Genomic DNA, 22595 nt, shown 5'->3' on the forward strand with positions numbered 1-22595 from the left:
AAATTGCCAGATAAGCCAGGTTTGGTAGTATGCGCAGTTCATTTGATAAGCGGATGCGTTTTTTTTACTCGCCGCGCCCTGACGCGTCAGGGCTGATTTTGGCCGCTTTACACCGACGGAGTTAACACAGGGATGCGATTAACGACGAAATTCTCAGCATTTATCAGCCTGGTTATCGGCCTGACGATTGTGGTCACGCTGATCGGCTGTTCGCTGAGTTTTTATCACGCCATTCAATATAGAGTCGAAAATCGCGTTCAGGCGGTGGCGACCTTTATCGACACCCATCTGATTACCACCCCATTTAACGGCCTTGCGCCGCAGCTTGATGAACTGATGGTGCCGCTGGATATCGTGCGGATCCGGGTCAGGCTGGGCAACGAAACCCTCTTCAGCCATGAGCGTCTGGGGGCTTATCGCCCCTCGGGCAGCATGAGCAAATACCGTGAGCTGACGGTTTCCTCGGTGAAATATCCGGGTATGGCGGTCTGGCTACAGTACCGCGACCCGATTGTCGGCGATGTTCGCGGGTTTATTCCCAGCGTGCCGCTCAGTCTGGCCATCATATTGATGGTGCTGGCGACCTTTCTGGCCGTGCGCTGGGTGCGTCAGCAGCTCTCCGGCCAGGAACTGCTGGAAAGGCGTGCGGTGCGTATTCTTAACGGCGAGCGCGGGCACCAGGTTCGCGGTTCGGTTTATGAATGGCCGACGAGTACCAGTAGCGCGCTCGACATGCTCCTCTCTGAAATTCAGTTTGCCAGCGATCAGCGCAGCCGCATCGATACGCTGATCCGCTCCCACGCGGCGCTCGATACCCGCACCGGGCTCAGCAATCGCGTCTTCTTTGATAACCAACTGGCCACGCTGCTGGAAGACCAGGAAAAAGTTGGGGCCTATGGCATCGTGATGATGATCCGCCTGCCCGATTTTGATCTGCTGAGCGATAGCGGAGGACGTACCGCCGCGCAGGATTACCTGTTTATGCTGATCAACCTCCTGTCGACCTTCACGATGCGCTATCCCGGCGCGCTGCTGGCCCGCTATCATCGCAGTGATTTCACCGTCCTGTTGCCCCACCGAACCCTGAAAGAAGCCGACAGCATTGCCGGACAGCTCCTGAAATCCGTGGATGCGTTGCCGCCGACCAAAATGCTGGATCCCGCCGATATGATGCACATTGGCATCTGCGCCTGGCGCAGCGGCCAGCCGCTGGAGCAGGTGATCGAGCATGCGGAGGCGGCAACGCGTAATGCCGTGCTGCAGGGAGCCAACAACTGGGCGGTGTATGACAGCGCGCTGCCGGAAAAAGGGCGCGGTAACGTCCGCTGGAGAACGCTGGTCGAACAGATGCTCAGTCGGGGCGGCCCGCGTCTGTACCAAAAACCGGCGGTAACGCTCGATGGCCACGTCCATCACCGGGAGCTGATGTGTCGCTTCTTTGACGGCAATGAGGAAGTGCTTTCCGCTGAATATATGCCGATGGTGCTGCAGTTTGGCCTGGCGGAAGAGTATGACCGCCTGCAGATCACCCGTCTGCTGCCTTTCTTAACCTTCTGGCCGGAAGAAACCCTCGCGCTGCAGGTCACGGTGGAGTCTCTGATCCGTCCGCGTTTCCAGCGCTGGCTGCGCGATACCCTGATGCAGTGTGAAAAATCGCATCGGCAGAGGATTATTTTTGAACTTGCGGAGGCTGATGTTTGTCAACATATCAGTCGGTTACATCCGGTGGTTCGTTTAATGAACGCGCTGGGAACACGCGTGGCGGTCACCCAGGCCGGATTAACCATGGTCAGCACCAGCTGGATTAAGCAGCTGGAAGTCGAGCTGATCAAGCTGCATCCGGGCCTGGTACGCAATATTGAAGAGCGGCCCGAAAACCAGCTGCTGGCACAGAGTCTGGTGGAGGCCTGTAAAGGAACGCCGACGGTCGTTTTTGCCACCGGCGTTCGCACCCGAAACGAGTGGCAGACGCTCACCGAGTGTGGCCTGACGGGTGGACAGGGGGATTTTTTTGCCTCTTCACAACCAATTGATACAAACGTGAAAAAATATTCACAAAGATACTCGGTTTAAGCCTGCCGTTTATTCTGTTTTCACGTAGAATAACTCGCGCTGTGGCTTCTGGGGGCGTGCTTGTCTGCCCGCCAGCGCGTTGCAGTAAAACAAGCCAGTTTCTGACCTTTGACAGGTTACAAATCCGAGTGAGATATGTCATCGTTGTCTGCCGCCATCAGGGAGCCGACGGTGAAGTGTAACAAAGGACATAAACTGCACTAATTTTCACCGTTGCAGATGATTTTTGCGCCTTGTCGCTGCTGCGTGTGGTTGGTAAAGTAAGCGGATTTTGTTTTCCGCCCCAGCTTTCAGGATTATCCCTTAGTATGTTGAAAAAATTTCGTGGCATGTTTTCCAATGACCTGTCCATTGACCTGGGTACCGCGAATACCCTTATCTATGTAAAAGGACAAGGCATCGTACTGAATGAGCCTTCCGTTGTGGCCATTCGCCAGGATCGTGCTGGTTCACCGAAAAGCGTGGCTGCCGTCGGTCATGAAGCGAAGCAGATGCTGGGCCGTACGCCTGGTAACATCGCGGCTATCCGTCCGATGAAAGACGGCGTTATCGCCGACTTCTTCGTGACCGAAAAAATGCTGCAGCACTTTATCAAGCAGGTGCACAGCAACAGCTTTATGCGCCCAAGCCCGCGTGTTCTGGTCTGCGTCCCGGTCGGTGCGACCCAGGTTGAACGCCGCGCCATCCGTGAATCTGCGCAGGGCGCAGGCGCACGTGAAGTCTTCCTGATCGAAGAGCCGATGGCTGCCGCGATTGGTGCTGGCCTGCCGGTATCCGAAGCGACCGGTTCCATGGTGGTCGATATCGGTGGCGGTACCACCGAAGTCGCCGTGATCTCCCTGAACGGCGTGGTTTACTCCTCTTCCGTGCGTATCGGCGGCGACCGCTTCGACGAAGCCATCATTAATTATGTGCGCCGTAACTACGGTTCACTGATCGGTGAAGCGACCGCTGAGCGTATCAAGCATGAAATCGGCTCTGCCTATCCGGGCGACGAAGTGCGCGAAATCGAAGTGCGCGGGCGTAACCTGGCTGAAGGTGTTCCACGCGGCTTTAACCTGAACTCCAACGAAATCCTCGAAGCCCTGCAGGAGCCGTTGACCGGCATCGTAAGCGCGGTGATGGTTGCCCTGGAACAGTGTCCGCCGGAGCTGGCATCCGATATCTCCGAGCGCGGTATGGTTCTGACCGGTGGTGGTGCGCTGCTGCGTAACCTCGACCGCCTGTTAATGGAAGAGACAGGTATTCCTGTCGTAGTTGCAGAAGATCCACTGACCTGCGTCGCCCGTGGCGGCGGCAAGGCGCTGGAAATGATCGACATGCACGGCGGCGACTTGTTCAGCGAAGAGTAGCCAGCTGTGATAAAGGGCGGCCAGAGGCTGCCCTTTATCGTCTGGCCCAAGAGTACGCATAGCCTATGAAGCCCATTTTTAGCCGTGGCCCGTCGCTGCAGATTCGCCTTATTCTGGCGGTGCTGGTGGCGCTCGGCGTCATTGTTGCCGACAGTCGCCTCGGTACGTTCAGCCAGATCCGAACGTACATGGACACTGCCGTCAGCCCTTTCTACTTTATTTCCAACGGTCCGCGTGAATTACTGGATAGCGTTTCGCAAACGCTGGCCTCGCGAGATCAGCTTGAGCTCGAAAACCGTGCGCTGCGCCAGGAGCTGCTGTTTAAGAACAGCGAGCTGCTGATGCTGGGTCAATATCGCCAGGAAAACGCCCGCCTGCGTGAACTGCTGGGTTCTCCGCTGCGTCAGGACGAGCAAAAAATGGTGACCCAGGTGCTCTCCACCAGCAACGATCCTTACAGCGATCAGGTGGTGATCGACAAAGGCAGCGTTAACGGTGTCTATGAAGGTCAGCCGGTCATCAGCGACAAAGGCGTCGTCGGTCAGGTTATCGCGGTCGCGAAAATGACCAGTCGCGTGCTGCTGATTTGCGATGCGACCCATGCGCTGCCCATCCAGGTTCTGCGTAACGATATCCGCGTGATTGCGGCCGGTAACGGCTGTACTGACGATCTGCAGCTGGAACATCTGCCGGCGAATACCGATATCCGCGTCGGCGACGTGCTGGTGACCTCCGGTCTTGGCGGACGCTTCCCGGAAGGGTATCCGGTCGGGGTGGTGTCTTCCGTGACGCTCGATACCCAGCGCGCTTATACCGTTATTCAGGCTCGTCCGACCGCCGGTCTGCAGCGCCTGCGCTATCTGCTGCTGCTGTGGGGTGCCGATACCAACGGCACCAACCCGATGCCGCCTGAAGAGGTACATCGCGTGGCCAACGAGCGTCTGACGCAAATGATGCCTCAGGTGCTGCCGTCACCGGACGCGATGGGGCCACCCGCGCCTGTTCCTGCGCCCGCGACCGGCCTGACGCCGCCGCCGTCCGATGTCGTTCCTCCTCCACAGCTCGCGCCGGGAGGGCAATAGTGTCAACGTATCGTAGCCAGGGACGCTGGGTGATCTGGCTCTCGTTCTTTATTGCACTATTGCTGCAAATTATGCCCTGGCCGGATGACATCCTTGTCTACCGGCCAAACTGGGTTCTGCTGATCCTGCTGTACTGGTCCCTGGCCCTGCCGCACCGCGTAAATGTTGGTACGGGTTTTGTGATGGGTGCCATACTGGATCTGATCAGCGGCTCAACGTTAGGCGTTCGCGCCTTATCTTTCAGCATTGCTGCCTACCTGGTGGCGCTGAAGTATCAGCTCTTCCGCAATCTGGCCCTCTGGCAACAGGCGCTGATGGTGATGGTGATTTCACTGGCGGCGGAACTCATTGTTTTCTGGGCGGAGTTTTTAGTGACTAGCGTCTCTTTCCGCCCGGAAGTGTTCTGGGGTAGTGTAGTGAACGGCGTACTCTGGCCGTGGGTTTTCCTGCTGATGCGTAAGGTACGCCAGCAGTTCGCGGTGCAATAAAGGGTACTATGACGACTATCTATCTTGCTTCGGGCTCTCCGCGCCGTCAGGAACTTCTGACGCAGCTTGGCATTACCTTCGAACGTATTGTTCCGGGCGTGGAAGAAATCCGCCACGCGCAGGAAAGCGCCCAGGACTATGTGATGCGACTGGCGCGGGACAAAGCCCGGGCCGGCGTGGCGCTGGCAGCGCGGGATCTCCCGGTGCTCGGTGCCGACACTATCGTTATTCGCAACGGTGAAGTGCTGGAAAAGCCGCGCGATGCTGCCCATGCGGCCGCAATGCTGCGTCAGCTTTCCGGCCAGACGCATCAGGTGATGACCGCCGTTGCCCTTGCCGATCGCCAGCAGGTGCTCGATTGCCTGGTGATGACGGAAGTGACATTCAGAGTGCTCTCAGAACAGGATATCGCGACCTACGTTGCCAGCGGCGAACCGATGGATAAAGCGGGCGCATACGGTATTCAGGGGCTGGGTGGCTGTTTTGTCAGGAAGATTAACGGCAGCTATCACGCCGTTGTGGGCTTACCGCTGGTGGAAACGTATGAGTTGCTGAGCAATTTCAACGCACTGCGTGAGAAAAGGGATACAGATGACAGCTGAACTACTGGTTAACGTCACGCCTTCCGAAACCCGGGTGGCGTATATTGACGGCGGCATTCTGCAGGAAATTCATATTGAGCGCGAAGCGCGACGCGGAATAGTCGGCAATATCTACAAAGGTCGTGTCAGTCGTGTACTGCCGGGGATGCAGGCGGCTTTTGTAGATATTGGTCTCGATAAAGCCGCCTTCCTGCACGCCTCCGATATTATGCCGCATACCGAATGCGTGGCGGGCGAAGAGCAAAAGCAGTTTACCGTCCGTGATATTTCCGAGCTGGTGCGCCAGGGGCAGGACCTCATGGTGCAGGTGGTAAAAGATCCGCTGGGCACCAAAGGTGCGCGTCTGACCACAGACATTACCCTGCCTTCTCGCTACCTGGTCTTTATGCCGGGGGCGTCGCACGTTGGGGTATCCCAGCGTATTGAAAGCGAAACCGAACGTGAACGCCTTAAGCAGGTGGTCGCCGAATACTGCGATGAGCAGGGCGGGTTTATTATCCGTACCGCCGCAGAGGGCGTGTGCGAAGAAGACCTGGCGTCGGATGCGGCCTATCTGAAGCGCGTCTGGACCAAAGTGATGGAGCGTAAAAAACGCCCGCAAACCCGCTATCAAATGTACGGCGAGCTGGCGCTGGCCCAGCGCGTACTGCGCGACTTCGCCGATGCGCAGCTGGACCGCATTCGCGTTGACTCCCGTCTGACCTATGAAGCGCTGCTGGAGTTTACCGGCGAGTATATCCCGGAGATGACCAGCAAGCTGGAGCACTATATTGGCCGCCAGCCGATCTTCGATCTTTTCGACGTGGAAAATGAGATCCAGCGTGCGCTGGAGCGCAAGGTTGAGCTGAAGTCCGGCGGCTATCTGATTATCGATCAGACCGAAGCGATGACCACCGTCGACATCAATACCGGGGCCTTTGTCGGCCACCGCAATCTTGATGACACCATCTTTAATACCAATATTGAAGCCACCCAGGCGATTGCCCGTCAGCTGAGGCTGCGTAACCTGGGCGGGATTATCATCATCGATTTTATCGATATGAATAATGAAGATCACCGTCGTCGGGTGCTGCACTCTCTTGAGCAGGCGCTGAATAAGGATCGGGTCAAAACCGGCATCAACGGCTTCTCGCAGCTTGGGCTGGTCGAGATGACCCGCAAGCGCACCCGCGAAAGCGTTGAGCATGTCCTGTGCAATGAATGCCCGACCTGCCATGGCCGCGGAACGGTCAAAACGGTGGAAACCGTCTGCTACGAAATCATGCGTGAAATTGTTCGCGTGCATCATGCTTACGACTCCGATCGCTTCCTGGTCTACGCCTCACCTGCGGTGGCTGAAACCCTGAAAGGGGAAGAGTCGCACGCGCTGGCCGAGGTTGAAATCTTCGTTGGCAAACAGGTCAAGGTCCAGATTGAGCCGCTCTATAATCAGGAGCAGTTCGACGTGGTGATGATGTAATCGCACGTTCAGTGGCAACACAGACTCAGCCTGTCAGCAGGCTAACAAGGAGAGATGCGTGAGGCGACTGCCGGGGATTCTGCTGCTCACAGGTGCAACGCTGGTGGTCATTATTGCCCTGCTGGTCAGCGGTCTGCGCCTGGTGCTGCCTCATCTCGATCAATGGCGTCCTCAGTTGCTGACCCGGATTGAAAACGCGACCGGCGTACCGGTTCAGGCCGGCCAGCTGCAAGCCAGCTGGCAAAACTTCGGACCCACCCTTGAAGTCCGCGACGTGAAAGCGAGCCTGAAGGACGGCGGCGAAATGTCCGTCAGCCGGGTGACTCTCGCGCTCGACGTCTGGCAGAGCCTGCTGCATCTGCGCTGGCAGTTTCGCGATCTCACTTTCTGGCAGCTTCAGGTCCACACCAATACGCCCCTCCAGCAGGACGGCGGCGAGGGCATGGGAACGGACCGGATGCGCGATCTGTTCCTCAGCCAGTTCGATCACTTCGATTTGCGCGACAGCCGTATCAGTTTCCTGACCCTTTCCGGCCAGCGTGCCGAACTGGCGATCCCCCAGCTGACCTGGGTAAACGGCAAGAATCGCCATCGCGCTGAGGGCCAGGTCAGTCTCTCCAGCCTCACCGGGCAGCACGGCGTGATGCAGGTGCGGATGGATTTACGCGATGATAACGGCCTGCTGAATAACGGTAAAATCTGGCTGCAGGCGGATGATATTGACGTCAAGCCGTGGCTGGGTCAGTGGATGCAGGACAAAGTCGCCCTGGAAACTGCCCGCTTTAGTCTCGAAGGCTGGGTGGACATTGCCCGGGGTGATGTTGCCGGGGGCGATGTCTGGCTGAAACAGGGCGGAGCCAGCTGGCGTGGCGATGACAAAATCCATCAGCTGACGGTCGATAACTTAACGACGCATCTTTCCCGCGAGAAAGGCGGATGGGTGTTCTCCATTCCCGATACCCGAATCACGCTGGATAACAAACCCTGGCCGCAGGGCGCGCTGTCGCTGGCCTGGATCCCGCAGCAGGACGTGGGCGGCACCGCCGGTGTACGCAGCGATGAACTGCGCGTTCGCGCCAGCAGCCTGGAGCTGAGTGGCCTGGAAGGGCTGCTGCCCATCGCAGAAAAACTCTCTCCGTCGCTGGGCGAAATCTGGCGAGCGACGCAGCCGCGCGGGAAGATCGATAGCCTGGCGCTCGATATCCCGCTACAGGCCACGGAAAAAACGCGTTTTCATGCCAGCTGGCAGGATCTGGCCTGGTCCCAGTGGAAGCTGCTGCCGGGCGCGGAGCACTTTTCCGGCCAGCTGGACGGCAGCGTCGAAAACGGCCGCCTGAGCGCCAGTATGACGCAGGCGACGATGCCGTATCAGACGGTATTCCGTGCGCCGCTGGAGATCGAAAAAGGCGTCGCGACTCTGAGCTGGCTGAAGAACGCCGACGGCTTTATGCTCGACGGTCGTGATATCGACGTGCAGGCGAAAGCGCTACGCGCCCGCGGCGGCTTCCGCTATCTGCAGCCGACCGGAGACGAGCCGTGGCTCGGTATTCTGGCCGGGATCCGTACCGATGATGCTTCTCAGTCCTGGCGCTACTTCCCGGAAAACCTGATGGGCAAGGAACTCACCGACTATCTCAGCGGCGCGATTCAGGGCGGGCAGGTGGATAACGCCACCCTGGTCTACGGCGGCAATCCGCAGCAGTTCCCGTATAAGCATAATGAAGGCCAGTTTGAAGTGCTGGTGCCGCTGCGTAACGCCACCTTCGCCTTCCAGCCGGACTGGCCCGCGCTGAAAGACCTGGATATTACCCTCGATTTTATCAATGACGGCCTGTGGATGAAGACCGATCGCGTGGCGCTGGGCGGCGTGACGGCCAGCAACCTGTCGGCGATTATCCCCGATTACAGTAAAGAGAAGCTGCTGATCGATGCGGACATTGCCGGTCCAGGCAAGGCCGTTGGGCCGTACTTCAAAGATACGCCTCTGGCTGACTCTCTGGGTGCGACGCTGGATGAGCTCCAGCTGGACGGTGATGTGAGCGCTCGCTTACATCTTGATATCCCGCTCGACGGTAAGATGACCACCGCCAAAGGCGAGGTCGCGCTGCGTGATAACAGCCTGTTTATCAAGCCGATTAACAGCACGCTGCATAATCTGAACGGCAAATTCAGCTTTGAAAACGGTAATCTGCAGAGCGAGCCGCTGACGGCCCGCTGGTTTAATCAGCCGCTGAACGTCGATTTCTCCACCACCGAAGGGGACAAAGCCTATCAGGTGGCGGTCAATATGAACGCCGACTGGCAGCCGTCGCGCACCGGGATGCTCCCGACGCAGCTCAACGACGCCCTCAGCGGTAGCGTGCCCTGGCAGGGTAAATTGGCGGTCGAGCTGCCTTACCGTGGCGGGGTGCACTATGGGGTGGATATCAGCGGTGACTTAAAAAATGTGAGCAGTCGCTTACCTTCACCGCTGGCAAAATCCTCCGGCGACGCGCTGCCGGTGAAAATTAACGTCGACGGCGACATGAATCACTTCGATCTGACCGGCAACGTCGGGGGCGATAATCACGTTAACAGCCGCTGGCTGTTGAACCGCAAGCTGACTCTCGACCGCGCTATCTGGACGTCGGACAGCCGGACGCTGCCGCCGCTGCCGGAAGAATCCGGCGTGGAGCTGAACCTGCCGCCGCTGGACGGTGCGCAGTGGCTGGCGCTCTTCCGCCAGGGGGCGGCGGATAACGCCAGCGGCGCCGCGCAGTTCCCGCAGCGCGTGACCCTGCGTACTCCCTCATTATCGCTGGGCGGGCAGCAGTGGAATAATGTCAGCCTGACCTCTCGCCCGTCGGCAAACGGCACCGTGATTGACGCTCAGGGCCGGGAAATCAAAGCCACGCTGACCCTGCGGGACAATGCGCCCTGGCAGGCGTCGATTGGCTACCTCTATTACAACCCGATGATGAAATCCAGCGTCAGCGGCGGCGATCCCAGCGCCAGCTTCCCGCTGGACAACGACAGCCAGATTGATTTCCGTGGCTGGCCTGACGTGCAGCTGCGCTGTGCCGAGTGCTGGCTGTGGGGACAGAAATACGGGCGTATCGATGCTGACGTGGCGATTAGCGGTGATACCCTGACCCTCAGTAACGGCCTGCTGGACACCGGTTTTGCGCGGTTGACCGCCGACGGCGTCTGGGTGAACGGCGCGGATACCGTGCGCACCTCGCTGAAGGGCAAGCTGCACGGGAATAAAGTGGATTCTGCGATGAGCTTCTTCGGTTTGTCGACGCCGGTCCGCGGCTCCTCCTTCGATATTGACTACGATCTGCACTGGCGCAATCAGCCCTGGAAACCGGAAGAAGCCTCGCTGAACGGGATCCTGCGTGCGCGGATCGGCAAAGGGGAAATCGCCGACCTGAGTACCGGCCATGCCGGGCAGCTGCTGCGCCTGCTCAGCGTCGATGCCCTGCTGCGCAAACTGCGTTTTGACTTCAGCGATACCTTCAGCGAAGGATTCTATTTTGACTCCATCCGCAGTACCGCCTGGATTAAAGACGGCATTCTGCATACGGACGATACCCTGGTTGACGGTCTGGAAGCGGATATCGCCATGAAAGGCTCCGTTGACCTGGTCCGGCGCGAGCTGGATCTGGAAGCCGTCGTCGCGCCGGAAATTTCCGCCACCGTCGGCGTGGCGGCCGCCTTTGCCGTTAACCCTATCGTCGGCGCGGCGGTTTTCGCCGCCAGTAAAGTGCTGGGGCCGCTGTGGAATAAAGTCTCCATTCTGCGCTACCGCATCACCGGCCCTGTCGATCAGCCTCGCGTTAACGAGGTGCTGCGCCAGCCGCGCAGCGAGAAAGCGCAATGATTTGACGACGGCGGTTAATTGCCTCACCCTAATATCAGGAACTTTTACCGCGTTGACGCGGCAACAGAAGAGTAGCGAAATAATGAGTCTGAATCGGGTAAGTGAACAATTGCTTTCTGCGAATGGCCTGAATCATCAGGATCTGTTTGCCATCCTTGGTCAGCTGACCGAGCGCCGTCTGGATTATGGCGATCTCTATTTCCAGTCGAGCTACCACGAATCCTGGGTTCTGGAAGACAGCATCATCAAAGATGGTTCTTACAACATCGATCAGGGCGTTGGCGTCCGGGCCGTGAGCGGTGAAAAAACCGGTTTCGCCTATGCGGACCAGATCAGCCTGCAGGCGCTGGAGAAAAGTGCCCAGGCCGCACGTACCATCGTGCGCGACAGCGGCGATGGCCGGGTGAAAACCCTGGGTGCGGTCGAGTACCCGGCGCTCTATACCACGCTCGATCCGCTGCAGAGCATGAGCCGTGAAGAGAAACTGGATATTCTGCGCCGGGTCGATCGCGTGGCGCGGGCGGAAGATAAACGCGTGCAGGAAGTCTCAGCCAGCCTGACCGGCGTCTATGAGCTGATTCTGGTGGCGGCGACCGACGGCACCCTCGCTGCGGACGTACGTCCGCTGGTGCGTCTCTCCGTCAGCGTGCTGGTGGAAGACGACGGTAAACGCGAGCGCGGCGCCAGCGGCGGCGGCGGACGTTTTGGCTATGACTGGTTCCTGGCCGACGTCGACGGCGATGTGCGTGCCGATGCCTGGGCGAGAGAAGCCGTGCGAATGGCGCTGGTGAATCTGTCTGCGGTCGCGGCACCTGCGGGCATGCTGCCCGTGGTACTGGGCGCCGGCTGGCCGGGCGTACTGCTGCATGAAGCGGTGGGTCATGGCCTGGAAGGCGACTTCAACCGTCGCGGCACTTCCGTCTTCAGCGGCCAGATGGGCCAGCTGGTGGCGTCAGAACTCTGCACCATTGTCGATGACGGCACGATGGTCGATCGTCGCGGTTCCGTGGCCATTGACGATGAAGGGACACCGGGCCAGTACAATGTGCTGATCGAAAACGGCGTGCTGAAAGGCTATATGCAGGACAAGCTGAATGCGCGTCTGATGGGCGTTGCGCCTACCGGCAACGGCCGTCGTGAATCCTATGCGCACCTGCCGATGCCGCGTATGACCAACACCTATATGCTGGCGGGTAAATCCACGCCGCAGGAAATTATCGAGTCCGTGGATTACGGTATTTTCGCGCCGAACTTTGGCGGCGGTCAGGTCGATATTACCTCCGGCAAGTTTGTGTTCTCCACCTCCGAAGCTTACCTGATCGAGAAAGGGAAAGTGACGAAGGCGGTGAAAGGCGCGACGCTGATTGGCTCCGGCATCGAAGCGATGCAGCAGGTCTCGATGGTCGGTAACGATCTCAAGCTGGACAGCGGCGTGGGTGTCTGCGGCAAAGAGGGTCAGAGCCTGCCGGTTGGCGTCGGCCAGCCGACCCTGAAAGTCGACGGCCTGACCGTCGGCGGTACTGCCTGAGTTAACGGCCTTGCCCTCTCCGGTGGAGAGGGCATCTCCTATTTCTCTCTTCCCCGTCCGTGCATCTCCTGATAAATCTTCGCCACGCCAATAAAATAGTCCGTCAGCGCGTTAATGCAGACCTGCACCTTCAGCGGGAGCTTATCCTTTTCCGTATACAGGGCGTAAACCGGACGCGGATCCGACTGGTAGCGCGGGAGCAGGATCTCCAGCTCGCCCCGGTTGATCTGGTCGATCACCCACATTAGCGGGACGTAGGCGATCCCGGCGCCCGCCGTGAGCCAGCGAGTTAACGTCATCGGATCGTTGGTGACAAAGCGACCCTGCGGGATCAGGCGTGTTGAGATGCCTTCCGGGGCGATCAGTTCGAATTCATTGTCCGGGCGGACGCTGTACTGCAGCCAGCTGTGGTTGGCTAAGTCGGCCGGTTTTTCCGGGTTGCCGTACTGGGCCAGGTAACCTTTCGAGGCGCAGACTACCATCGGCATAGCCCCCAGACGTCGCGAGAAAAGGCTGGAGTCCTGCAGCGCGCCGACGCGGATCGCCACGTCCAGACCGTCGGCGATCAGATCCGGTGCCGGGATGCCGGTGACCAGATCCACGGCGAGGCCAGGATACTCTTTCAGCATCTCAGCGGTGATCCCGGCGAGGACATTTTGTGCCATGGTTGAAGAACAGCCGATGCGCAGCGTGCCAATTGGCGTGTTATTAAAAGCGTAAAGCTGCTCATGCACGTCGCGGACTTCGTGCAACATTCTCCGACAGCCCTGATAGTAGATTTTGCCTGCTTCGGTCAGCCCGAGGCTGCGCGTGCTGCGGTTGAGCAGCTTGACCTGTAATTCATCTTCCAGCTTCGCGACGGTCTGGCTGACCGACGAAACGCTCATTTCCAGATTTCTGGCGGCGGCGGTAAAGGAGCCAAATTCGACCACTTTGGCAAACACCGACATACGTTTTAATCGTTCCATTGTTCACTCTGGCTTAAAAGTGATTTAGATCACACATTATAGATGAAGGCATAACAGTTACGTTAATATATTGTTAGCTGAGTAACTAATACACCGCGCTCGCCTGCACTCTCTAATCAAGGTCAACATGAGTCTGTTTCCCGTTATTGTGATTTTCGGCCTCTCTTTCCCGCCGATCTTCTTTGAATTGCTCTTATCACTGGCGATTTTCTGGCTGGTGCGTCGTCTGCTGGTTCCGACCGGCATTTACGACTTCGTCTGGCACCCGGCGCTGTTTAATGCCGCGCTCTATTGCTGCCTGTTTTATCTGTTATCGCGCCTGTTTGTCTGAGGTAGATGTGAAAACACTAACAACAAAAATCTCCCGCACTGCCATCACGCTTGTCCTTGTCGTGCTGGCCTTTATTGCCATTTTTCGCGCCTGGGCTTACTACACAGAATCCCCGTGGACGCGTGATGCGCGCTTTAGCGCGGACGTGGTCGCTATCGCCCCGGATGTTGCCGGGCTGATTACCCAGGTGAGCGTCAAGGATAACCAACTGGTGAAGAAAAACCAGGTGCTGTTTACCATCGACCAGCCGCGCTATCAGAAGGCGCTGGAAGAGGCGCAGGCCGACGTTGCCTACTATCAGGCGCTGGCGACCGAGAAGCGTCTGGAAGCCGGACGGCGTAATAAGCTTGGGATCCAGGCGATGTCGCGGGAAGAGATCGATCAGGCTAACAACGTTCTGCAGACCGTGCAGCACCAGCTGGCAAAAGCACAGGCGACGCGCGATCTGGCTAAGCTGGATCTGGATCGCACCGTGATCCGCGCGCCGGCGGACGGCTGGGTCACCAACCTGAACGTCTACGCAGGTGAGTTTATAACCCGTGGTTCGACGGCGGTGGCGCTGGTCAAACAGCATTCGTTCTATGTGCTGGCCTATCTGGAAGAGACCAAGCTGGAGGGCGTGCGTCCCGGCTATTATGTCGAAATCACGCCGCTGGGCAGCAGCCGGACGCTGAAAGGGGTGGTCGATAGCGTGGCGGCGGGCGTGACCAATGCCAGCAGCAGCAGTGACAGCAAAGGCATGGCAACGGTCGATTCAAATCTGGAATGGGTGCGTCTGGCGCAGCGTGTACCGGTGCGTATTCGCCTGAGCGAAGAGCAGGGTAATCTCTGGCCGGCGGGGACGACTGCCACGGTGGTCATTACCGGTGCCAGCGATCCAGATAGCCGCCAGATGAACTTTATGCAGAAGGTGGTTCATCGTCTGCGTGAGTTTGGTTAATCGTTATGGGCATTTTCTCCATTGCCAGCCAGCACGTGCGCTTTGCGCTGAAGCTGGCCAGCGCCATCGTGCTGGCGCTGTTTATTGGCTTTCATTTTCAGCTGGAAACGCCGCGCTGGGCGGTGCTTACTGCGGCGATCGTCACGGCAGGACCGGCCTTTGCCGCCGGGGGGGAACCCTACTCCGGGGCGATCCGCTATCGCGCGATGCTGCGTATTATCGGCACCTTCATTGGCTGTATCGCGGCGCTGATCATTATTATGCTGATGATCCGTGCGCCGCTGCTGATGGTAATGGTGTGCTGCGTCTGGGCCGGGTTCTGCACCTGGGTTTCCTCGCTGGTTCGCGTTGAAAACTCCTACGCCTGGGGGCTGGCCGGTTATACGGCGCTGATCATTGTGATCACCATTCAGACGGAGCCGCTGCTGACTCCGCAGTTTGCCGTCGAGCGCTGTAGCGAAATCGTCGTCGGGATCGTCTGTGCTATCGTGGCGGATCTGCTGTTCTCCCCGCGCTCCATCAAGCAGGAAATCGATCGCGAACTGGATAGCCTGATCGTCGCCCAGTACCAGCTGATGCAGCTCTGTATTAAACATGGCGACAGCGAAGAGGTGGATAAAGCCTGGGGTGCGCTGGTGCGTCGGACGACCGGGCTGGCGGGAATGCGCAGCAACCTGAATATGGAGTCCTCCCGCTGGGCGCGTGCGGTACGGCGGCTGAAAGGGATAGATACCCTCTCGCTGACGCTGATCACCCAGTCCTGTGAAACGTACCTGATTCAGAATACCCGCCCTGAGCTGATAACCGACACCTTCCGCGAGCTTTTTGCCGAGCCGGTGGAGAACGTACAGGACGTGCGTAAACAGCTTAAGCGCATGCGGCGGGCGATTGTCTGGACCGGAGAGCGCGATACGCCGGTGACAATCTATAGCTGGGTCGGGGCGGCAACGCGCTATCTTCTGCTTAAACGCGGCGTGACGGGCAACACCAGTATCAGCGCCGTTGAAGAAGACGTGCTTAAAGGTGAAGTGGTGGTGAAAGCGGCCTCTGCCGAGCGTCACCACGCGATGGTCAATTTCTGGCGCACCACGATCTCCTGCATGCTCGGCGCGCTTTTCTGGCTGTGGACCGGCTGGACGTCGGGTAACGGCACCATGGTGATGATCGCGGTGGTGACCTCGCTGGCGATGCGCCTGCCGAATCCGCGAATGGTGGCGATTGATTTTGTCTACGGTACGTTTGCGGCCCTGCCGATTGGGGCGTTCTATTTCCTTGTGGTCATTCCGTCGACCCAGCAAAGTATGCTGCTGCTCTGCCTGAGCCTGGCGGTGCTGGCGTTCTTTATCGGTATTGAAGTGCAGAAGCGACGGCTGGGTTCGCTGGGCGCGCTGGCCAGCACCATTAATATTATCGTGCTGGATAACCCGATGACCTTCCACTTCAGCCAGTTCCTCGATAGCGCCCTGGGCCAGATTGTTGGCTGCGTGCTGGCGCTGATGGTGATTTTACTGGTGCGGGACAACTCGCAGGCGCGGACGGGAAGGATGCTGCTGAACCAGTTTGTGGCGGCAGCGGTTTCTTCGCTCACGACCAACAGCGCCCGGCGTAAAGAGAATCATCTTCCGGCGCTCTATCAGCAGCTGTTTCTGTTGCTGAATAAGTTTCCCGGTGATGTGGCGAAATTCCGCCTGGCCCTGTCGATGATTATTGCTCACCAGCGGCTGCGGGATGCGCCGGTGCCGATTAATGACGATCTTTCGGCGTTTCACCGCCAGATGCGTCGCACGGCGGACAGAGTGATCTCTGCCGGCAGCGACGAAAAGCGGCGTTACTATTTCTCCCGCCTGCTGGAAGAGCTGGAGGTCTACCAGGAGAAACTGTCTCTCTGCCAGGCACCGCCGCAGGTGACCGAGCCGGTCAAAAGGCTGGCCGGGATGCTGCATCGTTACCAGCATGCGCTGACCCTGAGTTAACCCTGAAAACCGATGCCAGAGGCGTCGGTTTTTTTATGGCTATACTTATTCGGTACCCGGGAAAATGACGTAACAGGAGGAACAATGACCCGTCGGACTCTCCAGGATAATGAACTCTTCCAGACAGGCTATCTGGCCGATGGCGTCTGGAAACCTCTGTCGACCACCTTTGATGTGCTTAACCCGGCGACGGGCGAGGTTGTCGCGAAAGTCGCCAAAGCCGGCACGAAAGAGACGGAAGAAGCGATTGCCGCGGCCAGCCGTGCGTTCCCTGCCTGGCGGGCGAGAACCGCAAAAGAGCGTTCGGAACTGCTGTACCGCTGGTATCAGCTGATTATTGAGCATAAAAGCTGGCTGGCGCGGCTGATGACCACCGAGCAGGGCAAACCATTGAAAGAAGCGGAGGGCGAAGTCGAGTACGCCGCCAGCTTTATTCAGTGGTTTGCCGAGCAGGGCAAGCGTGCAAACGGGGAGATTATTCCCCAGGCCAAACCCGGCTCGCGCATTCTGGCCACCCGTGAACCCGTCGGCGTGGTTGCGGCCATTACGCCGTGGAATTTCCCGATGGCGATGCTCACCCGCAAGCTCGGCCCGGCTCTGGCCGCAGGCTGTACCGGGGTGATTAAACCGGCGAACAATACGCCGTTAAGCGCTTTTGCGCTGCTCGCTCTGGCGAAAAAAGCCGGTATTCCCGATGGCGTACTTAACGCCGTAGCCGGGAATACGCAGGAAATCAGCGATGCCATTATGGCCAGCCACGCGGTGCGTAAAATCTCGTTTACCGGTTCAACCTCCGTCGGTAAAACGCTGGTACGCAACGCGGCAGAAACGATGAAAAAAGTGTCCATGGAGCTGGGGGGCAATGCGCCCTATATCGTCTTTGACGATGCGGATATCGACGCGGCGGTGAAAGGGGCAATCGCCAATAAATTCCGTAATGCTGGTCAGGTCTGCGTCAGCGTTAACCGGTTTTATATCCATGAATCCGTCTATGACGATTTTGTCGGCAGGCTCAGCAAAGCCGTGCAGGCGCTGCGGGTTGGCAACGGGCTGGATGAGGGTATTGAGGTTGGCCCGCTGATTGAATCCTCCGCCGTGGATAAAGTACGCGAACACGTTGAGGATGCGCTGGCGAAAGGCGCAAAAGCGCTGGTGGGAGGCAAGCCACATGCTAACGGGGGTAACTTCTGGCAGCCGACGGTGCTGGGCGAGTGTAGTGACGGCATGAAGCTGGCGCAGGAGGAGACGTTTGGCCCTGTTGCGGCCTGTTTCCGCTTTACCTCGGAAGATGAGGTGATCCAGCGTGCCAACAATACGCCCTTCGGGCTGGCGGCTTACTTCTACACGCAGAATCTGCAGCGCGTCTTCCGCGTCTCGCAGGCGCTGGAAAGCGGCATGATCGGCATTAATGAGTGTGCCGTATCCACCGAGCTGGGCCCGTTTGGCGGGGTGAAAGAGTCCGGGCTGGGACGAGAAGGTTCGGTTCTGGGTCTGGAGGAGTTTCTGCAAGTGAAAACCCTGCACCTTGGGGGATTATAAGCACAGAGGCGGCGGAAGCCGCCCGATCGGGTTGGGTGTCTGGCAATGAATATCTATACCTTTGACTTTGATGTGATTACGAATCAAAGCGCTTTCTTCCGGGCCTTCGCCCGGCAGTTAGATCTCGAACCGGAAAAGGTTCACGATCTCGATTCCCTGTGGGATGTGGTGACGGGCGGGACGCTGCCTTTACCGCTGGAGATCGAATTTGTGCATCTGACGGAACGGCGTCGCCGCCGCTATGGCGCGCTAATCCTGCTGTTTGATGAGGCGGAAGAGGAGCTGGAAGGGCGTCTGCGTTTTAACGTGCGTCAGGGCTGACGACGGGCATAAAAAAGCCCCCGACAAGCGTGGGGGCAAAAGTCGTCGGACAGACGACGAGGGTCTATTTGTAGAGTTCTGCAGTGGCGTGCGAGCTGTCGCCGGTACGGGCTTCAATCACGCGGTAAGCGGATGCGCCCTGCTGGTCAGCTTTCTGGTTCAGCAACTCTCTCATATCCATCGGTGAACCCCCTGTCTGAGAAACAGAGATAGTCCCCATAGGCTGCAGATTTTGTGCCTGCTCAGCAGAGACCTGGTGAACGGCGGCGCTGGCGCCGAAAGAGACCAGGGAAGCCAGACCCAGTGATACAACGATAGATGTGCGTTTCATAATTGTTACTCCAAAAATAATAGGGGTGTTCAGCGACGGGACGGCGCTTCAGGCGTCTGGTTTCCCGTCGTTGTCATCTTTCAGACCGGACTTAACTTATTTGTACAGTTCAGCGGTGGCGTGCCAGTTGTCGCCGGTACGGGCTTCAATCACGCGGTATGCGGAAGCGCCCTGCTGTTCGGCTTTCTGATTCAGCATCGCGTTCATATCCATCGGCGTTGAGCTGACGGAGCCAATGGAGACGGTGCCGATAGATTCGCGGTTTTGGGCCTGTTCGGCGCTGATGGAATCTGCAGCGAATGCGCCAAATGAGAGAACAGAAAGGATGCTTAGTGCAGCGATAGTGGTTTTCATTTTGCTTACCTCGTCGTATTCATTATTTATTGGGGTCTTCGTTTCGTGACCCTCATCACAAAATCAAGTATACACTAATCACCCGATAAATTAATACCCTGCTAATTGTTTCGTGCGGTATTAGGTGATAAATGAATGATTTCTTATAGCGAAAGAGAATAAAAAACAGCGGGGTTAGTGCCATGCAGAGAGGAAAAATGAGGAAAATCATGGCGATAAGTCAATTTGACCTTTTGTGCTTTATTTCGCCGGAGTAATCACTTTGACACATAAGGAAGGTAGTAGATCGCACTATCTGTCAAATTCTCTATAGAGGAATCGACCCCCTGATGCTCATCAGGAGGTTAAACAGAAAGCTAAAGAAGAGGGGGAATCAGAGTTCCTGATCGAACAGCACCAGAATAGCTTCGTAGAGGTCTTTAACCGAGAAACCGCGAGCTGGCGTCGTGAAGATCGTGTCGTCACCGGCGATGGTGCCGAGAATGCCTTCGGATTTGCCCAGGGAGTCGAGCAGGCGAGCAATAAGCTGTGCTGCGCCAGGACTGGTATGGATAATCACCATTGATTCGTTGTAATCGATATCCAGGACCAGGTTCTTCAGCGGGCTGGATGTGGTCGGCACGCCCAGCTCCGTCGGCAGGCAGTAAACCATCTCCATTCTGGCATTACGAGTGCGAACGGCACCGAATTTAGTCAGCATCCGCGATACTTTGGACTGGTTGATATTCTCGAAGCCACCGTCCTGCAGAGCCTGCACGATCTCGCCCTGAGAGCTGAATTTCTCTTCTTTAAGTAACGCCTTAAATGCTTTAACTAATTCTTCTTGTTTTGCGGAGCTGCGCATAAGTCACCCGTGTAATGGCGATAAGAACAACATTATTATGCATATGGATGAATTTTTATGCAAACGATCTACCAGGGGAAAGTCTGAAATAATGTTATGAAAGGGGCGGATTTTATCAAAAAACGTTATCGAGGAACATGCTTACATCACGGGAGTGAAATAAGCTTAAAAGTAAATTAAATGTTATCAAAATGATGTTGTTTTGAAAGTTAAAGAGGGTGTAATGTAACCGCCTGTTGAGACGTTGTTTCGGCTTGTCGCGTATCCTGACGTTCGTCACCATCAGCGACTATCCTGAAGAATGGCGGGTGCCATACCGCATTCTTTGTGCATGACGATTGTAATTAGCAATCTCGTGAATTAAGGTCGCCGCAACGGAGTTATAACGGGTGGTGTCCTGCAGCCTGACGTTGCGGACAACGCCTGGTTCAAACTAACCATAATAAGGAGTTTAGGATGAAAGTTGCAGTCCTCGGCGCTGCTGGCGGTATCGGCCAGGCGCTTGCCCTACTACTTAAGACCCAACTGCCTTCAGGCTCAGAACTCTCCCTGTATGATATCGCGCCCGTTACCCCGGGTGTGGCAGTCGATCTCAGCCATATCCCGACTGCGGTAAAAATTAAAGGCTTCGCGGGCGAAGACGCGACGCCTGCGCTGGAAGGTGCCGAGCTGGTGCTGATCTCTGCGGGCGTGGCCCGTAAACCGGGCATGGACCGTTCCGATCTGTTTAACGTTAACGCCGGTATCGTGAAAAATCTGGTACAGCAGATTGCGAAAACCTGCCCGAAAGCGTGCATCGGTATTATTACTAACCCGGTTAACACCACGGTGGCGATTGCTGCTGAAGTGCTGAAAAAAGCCGGCGTGTATGACAAAAACAAACTGTTCGGCGTGACCACGCTGGATATCATCCGCTCCAATACCTTTGTGGCGGAGCTGAAAGGCAAACAGCCGACGGAAATTGACGTGCCGGTTATCGGCGGACACTCTGGCGTGACCATTCTGCCGCTGCTGTCGCAGATCCCGGGCGTAAGCTTCTCCGCAGACGAAGTGGCCGATCTGACCAAACGTATTCAGAATGCCGGGACCGAAGTGGTGGAAGCCAAAGCCGGTGGCGGCTCTGCGACCCTCTCTATGGGTCAGGCTGCTGCACGTTTCGGTCTCTCCCTGGTGCGTGCGCTGCAGGGCGAGAAAGGCGTTGTTGAATGCGCTTATGTCGAAGGCGATGGCCAGCATGCCCGCTTCTTCTCACAGCCGCTGCTGCTGGGTAAAAACGGTATTGAAGAGCGCCAGGCGATTGGGCAACTGAGCGCCTTTGAGCAGAACGCGCTGGAAGGGATGCTCGACACCCTGAAGAAAGATATTCAGCTCGGCGAAGAGTTTGTTAACAAATAAGATCCTCGCCCTATAAAAAAACCGGAGCCACTGTGCTCCGGTTTTTTTTGTCCGTTACTTTTCGTCGCGATATTCCTGGACGGTGACCTGGAAGGTGAGCTTGCGGTCGTTACGCATGACCTCTACCGGGATCACGGACCCCGGACGGATTTCCGCCACCTGATCCATGGTCTCCAGAGTGGAAAGGGCCGGTTTGCCGTTCACTGAGGTAATCACGTCGTGAATCTGAATACCGGCTTCGGCCGCCGGGCCACCGTCATAGACTTCGGTGACGACAATTCCCTGGATTTGCTCAAGGCCTGCGCTCGTCCCGCCTTTGATGCCGAAATAGCCGCGGATCACACGCCCGTCGCGGATCAGCTTATCCATGATTTTGGCGGCGAGCTGGAAAGGAATGGCGAAGCCCAGCCCCTCCGGTGTTTCGCCGTCGTTACTTTGATCAAAGGAGAGCGTGTTAATCCCGACCAGTTCGCCCAGCGAATTGACCAGCGCGCCGCCGGAGTTACCGTGATTGATTGACGCGTCGGTCTGGAGGAAGTTCTGGCGACCGGTTGGATTCAGACCGATGCGCCCGGTGGCGCTGATAATGCCCTGGGTAATGGTCTGCCCGAGGTTATAGGGGTTGCCAATCGCCAGCACCACGTCGCCGATATGGGGTATGCGTTTGCGGTTGATGGGGATCGTCGGCAGCCCATTATTGGAGGTAATTTTCAGGACCGCCAGGTCGGTCAGCACGTCGGAGCCAATGAGCTGAGCCTCAAAGACGCGCCCATCCTGCAGGGCGACGACGATTTGGTCGGCATTATTGATAACGTGTTTATTGGTCACGATATAGCCACGCTCATCCATAATCACCCCGGAACCCAGGGTGCGGACCTCCAGCTGATTACTGGACGTGCTGTTCACGCTGCCGGTATAGACATTCACCACCGCCGGCGCGGCACGGCGAACGGCATGGCTGTAGCTCACGGGCGTTTCATTCGCGGTATCAAACGGCGCGGCTGAGATAGGGGTCATCTGGCGCAATGAGGGGATGGCGACCACCAGAAGGCAGCCGACAATCAGACCGATTGTTACCGAGCGTAGCAGCTTCACAGGCATGATGCGGATATCGTTAAGAAGTAGAGTGCTAAAAGCATATCACGAGTTAACC

General features: G+C 57.4%; 19 protein-coding genes. 14 read left to right on the forward strand and 5 right to left on the reverse strand.

Annotation, left to right across the window (positions count from 1 at the left end; translation table 11 throughout):
* The first annotated feature begins 132 nt into the window (after positions 1–132).
* The 8 genes from csrD (at position 133) to tldD (ending at position 12446) form a co-directional block, all read left to right on the forward strand.
* Positions 133–2073: an RNase E specificity factor CsrD gene (csrD, locus tag EDF81_RS15710; protein ID WP_123349099.1), complete on the forward strand. Its 1941-nt coding sequence runs from the start codon at positions 133–135 to the stop codon at positions 2071–2073.
* Positions 2074–2381: 308 nt separating this feature from the next.
* On the forward strand, positions 2382–3425 hold the full coding sequence (gene mreB / locus EDF81_RS15715) for a rod shape-determining protein MreB (protein WP_123349100.1): 1044 nt from the start codon (positions 2382–2384) through the stop codon (positions 3423–3425).
* Between the two features lie 65 nt (positions 3426–3490).
* Positions 3491–4507, forward strand: coding sequence for a rod shape-determining protein MreC (mreC, locus tag EDF81_RS15720; protein ID WP_123349101.1), 1017 nt, complete (start codon positions 3491–3493; stop codon positions 4505–4507).
* A complete protein-coding gene (mreD, locus tag EDF81_RS15725; RefSeq protein ID WP_123349102.1) occupies positions 4507–4995 on the forward strand; it encodes a rod shape-determining protein MreD in 489 nt (162 codons plus the stop codon). Before mreC ends, mreD begins: the two co-directional genes overlap by 1 nt.
* A gap of 8 nt (positions 4996–5003) precedes the next feature.
* Positions 5004–5597: a nucleoside triphosphate pyrophosphatase gene (locus EDF81_RS15730; protein ID WP_123349103.1), complete on the forward strand. Its 594-nt coding sequence runs from the start codon at positions 5004–5006 to the stop codon at positions 5595–5597.
* A complete protein-coding gene (rng, locus tag EDF81_RS15735) occupies positions 5587–7056 on the forward strand; it encodes a ribonuclease G (protein ID WP_123349104.1) in 1470 nt (489 codons plus the stop codon). The genes EDF81_RS15730 and rng overlap by 11 nt, the downstream gene beginning before the upstream one ends.
* Positions 7057–7114: 58 nt before the next feature.
* Complete coding sequence (yhdP, locus tag EDF81_RS15740) at positions 7115–10918, forward strand: AsmA2 domain-containing protein YhdP (protein WP_123349105.1); 3804 nt, start codon at positions 7115–7117, stop codon at positions 10916–10918.
* A gap of 82 nt (positions 10919–11000) precedes the next feature.
* Entirely contained in the window at positions 11001–12446 is a 1446-nt protein-coding gene (gene tldD / locus EDF81_RS15745; RefSeq protein ID WP_123349106.1) for a metalloprotease TldD, read from the forward strand.
* Between the two features lie 38 nt (positions 12447–12484).
* Here tldD and aaeR read toward each other — a convergent pair whose 3' ends face one another.
* Positions 12485–13414, reverse strand: coding sequence for an HTH-type transcriptional activator AaeR (gene aaeR, locus EDF81_RS15750; protein WP_123349107.1), 930 nt, complete (start codon positions 13412–13414; stop codon positions 12485–12487).
* Positions 13415–13541: 127 nt separating this feature from the next.
* On the opposite strand from aaeR, the gene aaeX reads away from it, so the two are divergent.
* From aaeX to EDF81_RS15775, 5 genes are all read left to right on the forward strand, one after another.
* Positions 13542–13745 carry a p-hydroxybenzoic acid efflux pump operon protein AaeX gene (gene aaeX / locus EDF81_RS15755; protein ID WP_123349108.1) on the forward strand — a complete coding sequence of 68 codons (204 nt, stop codon included), beginning with the start codon at positions 13542–13544 and terminating at the stop codon, positions 13743–13745.
* Between the two features lie 7 nt (positions 13746–13752).
* Positions 13753–14685 (forward strand): p-hydroxybenzoic acid efflux pump subunit AaeA, encoded by a 933-nt coding sequence (aaeA, locus tag EDF81_RS15760; RefSeq protein ID WP_123349109.1) that lies wholly within the window; start codon positions 13753–13755, stop codon positions 14683–14685.
* Between the two features lie 5 nt (positions 14686–14690).
* The gene (gene aaeB / locus EDF81_RS15765; protein WP_123349110.1) at positions 14691–16658 is read left to right on the forward strand and encodes a p-hydroxybenzoic acid efflux pump subunit AaeB; all 1968 of its coding nucleotides are present in this window, start codon (positions 14691–14693) and stop codon (positions 16656–16658) included.
* 84 nt (positions 16659–16742) lie between these two features.
* Positions 16743–18197: an NAD-dependent succinate-semialdehyde dehydrogenase gene (locus EDF81_RS15770; protein ID WP_123349111.1), complete on the forward strand. Its 1455-nt coding sequence runs from the start codon at positions 16743–16745 to the stop codon at positions 18195–18197.
* A 45-nt stretch (positions 18198–18242) separates the two neighbouring features.
* Positions 18243–18518, forward strand: a complete 276-nt coding sequence (locus EDF81_RS15775) for a barstar family protein (protein ID WP_123349112.1) — start codon at positions 18243–18245, stop codon at positions 18516–18518.
* Between the two features lie 64 nt (positions 18519–18582).
* On the opposite strand, the gene yhcN (EDF81_RS15780) is transcribed toward EDF81_RS15775, so the two are convergent.
* The 3 genes from yhcN (EDF81_RS15780) to argR form a co-directional block, all read right to left on the reverse strand.
* Positions 18583–18849: a peroxide/acid stress response protein YhcN gene (gene yhcN / locus EDF81_RS15780; RefSeq protein ID WP_123349113.1), complete on the reverse strand. Its 267-nt coding sequence runs from the start codon at positions 18847–18849 to the stop codon at positions 18583–18585.
* Between the two features lie 96 nt (positions 18850–18945).
* Positions 18946–19203 (reverse strand): peroxide/acid stress response protein YhcN, encoded by a 258-nt coding sequence (gene yhcN / locus EDF81_RS15785; RefSeq protein ID WP_123349114.1) that lies wholly within the window; start codon positions 19201–19203, stop codon positions 18946–18948.
* Between the two features lie 373 nt (positions 19204–19576).
* Complete coding sequence (argR, locus tag EDF81_RS15790) at positions 19577–20047, reverse strand: transcriptional regulator ArgR (protein WP_123349115.1); 471 nt, start codon at positions 20045–20047, stop codon at positions 19577–19579.
* A 456-nt stretch (positions 20048–20503) separates the two neighbouring features.
* Here argR and mdh point away from each other — a divergent pair, with 456 nt between their 5' ends.
* Entirely contained in the window at positions 20504–21442 is a 939-nt protein-coding gene (gene mdh, locus EDF81_RS15795) for a malate dehydrogenase (RefSeq protein ID WP_123349116.1), read from the forward strand.
* A 54-nt stretch (positions 21443–21496) separates the two neighbouring features.
* Here the strand turns inward: mdh and degS are convergent, their stop codons facing one another.
* Entirely contained in the window at positions 21497–22543 is a 1047-nt protein-coding gene (gene degS / locus EDF81_RS15800) for an outer membrane-stress sensor serine endopeptidase DegS (RefSeq protein WP_123349117.1), read from the reverse strand.
* Between the last annotated feature and the right edge of the window lie 52 nt (positions 22544–22595).

This window comes from Enterobacter sp. BIGb0383 (genome assembly GCF_003751845.1).
Classification (GTDB): Bacteria; Pseudomonadota; Gammaproteobacteria; order Enterobacterales; family Enterobacteriaceae; genus BIGb0383.

What these genes read in the sequence shown, in the direction of transcription:
- degS (WP_123349117.1), bottom strand. Translation starts at nt 22,543, where the DNA reads ATGCCTGTGAAGCTGCTACGCTCGGTAACAATCGGTCTGATTGTCGGC.
- aaeR (WP_123349107.1), bottom strand. Translation starts at nt 13,414, where the DNA reads ATGGAACGATTAAAACGTATGTCGGTGTTTGCCAAAGTGGTCGAATTT.
- argR (WP_123349115.1), bottom strand. Translation starts at nt 20,047, where the DNA reads ATGCGCAGCTCCGCAAAACAAGAAGAATTAGTTAAAGCATTTAAGGCG.
- rng (WP_123349104.1), top strand. Translation starts at nt 5,587, where the DNA reads ATGACAGCTGAACTACTGGTTAACGTCACGCCTTCCGAAACCCGGGTG.
- yhcN (WP_123349113.1), bottom strand. Translation starts at nt 18,849, where the DNA reads ATGAAACGCACATCTATCGTTGTATCACTGGGTCTGGCTTCCCTGGTC.
- EDF81_RS15775 (WP_123349112.1), top strand. Translation starts at nt 18,243, where the DNA reads ATGAATATCTATACCTTTGACTTTGATGTGATTACGAATCAAAGCGCT.
- mreC (WP_123349101.1), top strand. Translation starts at nt 3,491, where the DNA reads ATGAAGCCCATTTTTAGCCGTGGCCCGTCGCTGCAGATTCGCCTTATT.
- csrD (WP_123349099.1), top strand. Translation starts at nt 133, where the DNA reads ATGCGATTAACGACGAAATTCTCAGCATTTATCAGCCTGGTTATCGGC.
- yhcN (WP_123349114.1), bottom strand. Translation starts at nt 19,203, where the DNA reads ATGAAAACCACTATCGCTGCACTAAGCATCCTTTCTGTTCTCTCATTT.
- mdh (WP_123349116.1), top strand. Translation starts at nt 20,504, where the DNA reads ATGAAAGTTGCAGTCCTCGGCGCTGCTGGCGGTATCGGCCAGGCGCTT.
- aaeB (WP_123349110.1), top strand. Translation starts at nt 14,691, where the DNA reads ATGGGCATTTTCTCCATTGCCAGCCAGCACGTGCGCTTTGCGCTGAAG.
- mreB (WP_123349100.1), top strand. Translation starts at nt 2,382, where the DNA reads ATGTTGAAAAAATTTCGTGGCATGTTTTCCAATGACCTGTCCATTGAC.
- tldD (WP_123349106.1), top strand. Translation starts at nt 11,001, where the DNA reads ATGAGTCTGAATCGGGTAAGTGAACAATTGCTTTCTGCGAATGGCCTG.
- aaeX (WP_123349108.1), top strand. Translation starts at nt 13,542, where the DNA reads ATGAGTCTGTTTCCCGTTATTGTGATTTTCGGCCTCTCTTTCCCGCCG.
- EDF81_RS15770 (WP_123349111.1), top strand. Translation starts at nt 16,743, where the DNA reads ATGACCCGTCGGACTCTCCAGGATAATGAACTCTTCCAGACAGGCTAT.
- EDF81_RS15730 (WP_123349103.1), top strand. Translation starts at nt 5,004, where the DNA reads ATGACGACTATCTATCTTGCTTCGGGCTCTCCGCGCCGTCAGGAACTT.